The organism is Brevibacterium rongguiense (assembly GCF_009857845.1).
GTDB lineage: Bacteria > Actinomycetota > Actinomycetes > Actinomycetales > Brevibacteriaceae > Brevibacterium > Brevibacterium rongguiense.
The window spans coordinates 1-253 of sequence record NZ_WWEQ01000168.1 but is presented as its reverse complement, the minus strand read 5'-3'; the positions used below and the strand labels follow the sequence as shown (position 1 = coordinate 253).

Annotated in this window: 1 pseudogene; it reads left to right on the top strand. The window is 62.8% G+C overall.

The features are described 5' to 3' along the window. Window positions 1-125: 125 nt before the first annotated feature. Window positions 126-253: pseudogene (locus GSY69_RS14005) on the top strand (DDE-type integrase/transposase/recombinase); the annotation flags it as partial.

Genomic DNA, 253 nt, shown 5'->3' with positions numbered 1-253 from the left:
TTCCTCGCGACGCGGACGACGTCCTCACGGAACTCTTGGGGATAGGGAGCGGGCATGGCGCACATCCTTCCCTGCAACGCCGCACGGCGCCACAGATCATGTGACACCTGATCGTGCATCAGTCCCTGGCGTGGTTTGCAGACCGTGGCGTGAGTGTTGAGCGCGTGCTGTCAGACAACGGTTCGGCTTACCGGTCGTCTGCGTGGCGTGAGGCGTGCACCGAACTTGGTGTGCGACATAAACGCACCCGTCC